Origin of the sequence: Litorivivens sp. (assembly GCF_041625495.1) — a bacterium.
GTDB lineage: Bacteria > Pseudomonadota > Gammaproteobacteria > Pseudomonadales > Spongiibacteraceae > Litorivivens.
This window is the reverse complement of record NZ_JBFJTH010000262.1, coordinates 1-3,338: the sequence shown is the minus strand read 5'-3', so window position 1 is coordinate 3,338 and position 3,338 is coordinate 1. Positions and strand designations below refer to the sequence as shown.

Here is a 3,338-nt window from a genome sequence, read left to right as displayed (position 1 = left end):
CCCCGCGTCCATAAAGATGTACATGCCCTTCTCGCGGGTAGCCGGTACACCGCGCATCACCATGGGTAATACCGGCCGCACCGATAAGTTGACGCCCGTATCGCGCGCTAACTGAACTGCGCGGTCGAAAGAGATTGCCGTATAGGGGCTACGCAGGGAAGGATAGACTTCCAGTGTCAGGCTGCCATTATCTTTGAGGCCGCCCGCATTCAATGAAGGCCGATCAATCAGCAAGGGCGCACCGGGAGTACGATCGGCACCCAGTTCCGCCAGACGTTTCTCCAAGTGGTAAAGGCGGTCTACGCCCCAGTACCACTCATCCCCATAGTGAAACATGGCGCCGGAGTAGTGTTTGAGTTCGGTTCGCAGCGCCGTTCCGCGGTCGAGGGCCTGTTCGGTTTCGCTATCCGATGCACTGCCATACTCCGCCGCCAGTTGTTCCAGCTTCTCGGCATCACCCGCCCACAAGGCCCGACCGACGACTGCGGCACGCTCAATAAACGCGTTAGGATTCTGTGCGGCTAGAATGGCACTGGCTTTGGCACGCAAACCGTCCGCTAGAGGTTGCTCGTGTTTAGGGAATTCCAGTCCGTATTCCGGCGCCACGTGGTATGCGTCGTACCGTGATAAGCGCAATAGCAAATCAGGTTCCGGCAGGTTGTGCCCCGCCGGGCCATGTACCAGATGGCAGTCGAGCTCAATGTCGTAGCGTTCTACCAGCAATGGCAGAATCTGAGCGGCAAGATGGCTATAGCCATCATCGACCTGATGAAAGTAACGCACTCGATGCGGCTCACCGGCTTTCTTCCTTCGCGCCTCGGCCCTGGCGCGACGGGCCTCCATCTTTTCCGGCGTAAAAAGCCGCGTCATCATGGTGGACGTCAGCCAGCGCACCAGCGCGTTGGGGTCTGAGTTTGCGGCACCGCCCTGATTGGAAAACTGTTGGCTCATGGTATTCGCTTATCTGTTTAAGTCGTTAATTCCCACGTTCGGCACCGTAACACGTCACTAATTAATTGGGCCAATAGATATACTCATCGCCAGGCTCGAACTTTTCGGCCAATGTTTTATCTATCGCGACCGGCATCTCTACCACGTAAGGGTACAGAGGCGCCCTACCGTTGTCTTTATGCTGATCCAGCAATGCGATCAGCTCCCTGACTTTGTCTGGGCGTTGCTGCGCCAGATTACGTTGTTCTGTCGGGTCTTCGGCCAGGTTGTACAGCCACTGTTTATTTGGACGTTCAGACACCTGCAGTTTCCAATCACCATGACGAACGATTCGGTAATAGCCACTTTGCCAGAATAGTGTGCGCACTTGATCATCGTCAGCTTGCCCTGTAGCCAGCGGAAGCAAATCTATCCCATCAAGTTCGACACCCTCTGGCGTGCTCGCGCCCACGGCATTCGCAACGGTTGGCATCAAGTCAATATGGGCCGCGGGCGTTTCCACCACTGAACCTTTGGGAATCCTCCGCGGCCACTTTATAAATAAGGGCGCTCGAATACCGCCTTCGAATGCGGTTAGTTTCCAACCACGATAAGGTGCATTCACCTCAGGCAGCCCAAGATAGCCTGCACCGCCATTATCACTGGTGAGAACAACAATTGTGTTATCCGCCAGCCCTTCGGCTTCGAGCGCCTCCGTGATACGCGCGACACTGCGATCCAACGCACGAACCATCGCGGCATAGACACGCAAGCGATGCGGCTTTATGTCACCTACTGCCTCGTAGTCTTCACGCGTCGCTTGCAAGGGTGTATGCGTTGCCCAGTGCGCCAGATAGAGGAAGAAGGGGCGGTTTCGATTGGCGCGGATAAATTTGACCGACTCTTCTGTCCAGTAGTCGGTCAGGTAACCTTTCGGTCGAAAGCGGTCTACATCACCGGTATTGAAAGACGCCGCATAATCCATCCGCGCCCATAGGAATTGATCGATGGGATCAAACGGCAGTTTGGCATTCACCACGTCTGGGTCGTCTTCCGGCAAGAAAAGTCCACTGGCCATCAACAGACTGTCATCAAAACCCTGATCACCAGGCAAAGAACCAGCACTTCGGCCTAGATGCCACTTACCAATATGGCCCGTTTGATAGCCCCTCGCCTTCAATACTTCGGCAATGGTCACCTCTTCTGAAGGAAGCCCCTGAAGTTCATAGGGCAAGGCCGCTTCGGCCGCTTCCCTGTTGAAGCGAGTGGGCGGCAAGCCGCTATCCAGTGAGTCAGCGATTTTTGCCGCCATCGGCGCCATGCCACTGGGTGTCGGTGTGAATTCAAAGCCGGTCCGGGTCGGATAACGCCCGGTCATAATCATTGCCCGAGACGGTGCACAGGTAGCGCTGCCGGCATAGGATTGGCTAAATACCGCGCCTTCAGCAGCAAGCCGATCAATGCTTGGGGTTTGCACGCGCCCCCCAGCCACTCCGCCGCCAAACGTGGAGATATCGTTATAACCCAAATCATCAGCAACGATCAGCACCACATTCGGAGGGCGGGCATCAGCGTTTGCCGCAGCTTCTTCTGGCCCCTCTGGCCAGATAATCTCACGATGTGGGGCAACCTCAAATTCGCGTTGAGACTGAAATTTCACAACCATCAGTAGAAGGTCAATGCGATTAAACCAGGCGAGAGCACCTAATCCCGCCAATCCGATCAACACTACGGCAAGCTTATTCTTCATGAATCCACCGTCCAGGGCGACTTGTATATTGGCACTCATAATGCCATTATGTTTGGAAATGCGTCAAGCTCCTCGCCTGCGCTGGCTTGGCATAATAAGAGGTCTCTGTTCGTGAAAATTTTTTATGCAGTCTTGGCAATCACTTATGGGTTATTCCTGACATGGTACGGCGGTTTTTCCTCACCCGTTACCGAGCAGGAACTGGAAAGCTACATCGAAGAGTTCAAAGCTGCCAGCCAAACCCAAGGGGCCGACCCCTCTGCCCCAATCAAGTATATGCGTGATCTCGCTGCTTCTGATCAAGGTGGCGAGTTTCTGATGGTCAATTTGATGGATTTCCGGGACGTGGCGGCTTACCCACCGGAATCGCCCTGGGCGAACGACCCTGATCCATTAGCCGCCGATGCCCGCTATACAGAAAAAATTGCGCCTTTGCTGCTAAAGCGCGGCAGCCACCCCATACTGGTCGGCCCGGTCACAGGAAAATTTATAATTGAGGGCGCGTGGGGTGACTGGGACAGCGTTGTCATCATTCGCTATCGCAGCGTTCGCGACATGCTGGAGATGCTCATTGAAATGGCTGCACTGGGTGACGTCGCGATCCACAAATGGGCTTCGATGGAGAAAACCCAGGTATTCCCAATTAAATCGACTTTCT

General features: G+C 54.8%; 3 protein-coding genes. 1 reads left to right on the top strand and 2 read right to left on the bottom strand.

Annotation, left to right across the window (positions count from 1 at the left end):
- Both ABYP39_RS18165 and ABYP39_RS18160 read right to left on the bottom strand, forming a co-directional pair.
- A partial coding sequence (locus ABYP39_RS18165) for a 2-hydroxychromene-2-carboxylate isomerase (protein ID WP_372784027.1) occupies positions 1-951 on the bottom strand: 951 nt, incomplete at its 3' end.
- A 61-nt stretch (positions 952-1,012) separates the two neighbouring features.
- Positions 1,013-2,680, bottom strand: coding sequence for a sulfatase (locus ABYP39_RS18160; protein WP_372784025.1), 1,668 nt, complete (start codon positions 2,678-2,680; stop codon positions 1,013-1,015).
- A 111-nt stretch (positions 2,681-2,791) separates the two neighbouring features.
- Between ABYP39_RS18160 and ABYP39_RS18155 the strand changes: the two genes are divergently transcribed.
- The coding region (locus ABYP39_RS18155) for a hypothetical protein (RefSeq protein ID WP_372784023.1) at positions 2,792-3,338 on the top strand (547 nt) is incomplete at its 3' end.

Bases quoted from the DNA above. Each gene is read 5' to 3' on its own strand.
- ABYP39_RS18160 (WP_372784025.1), bottom strand. From the start codon at position 2,680: ATGAAGAATAAGCTTGCCGTAGTGTTGATCGGATTGGCGGGATTAGGT.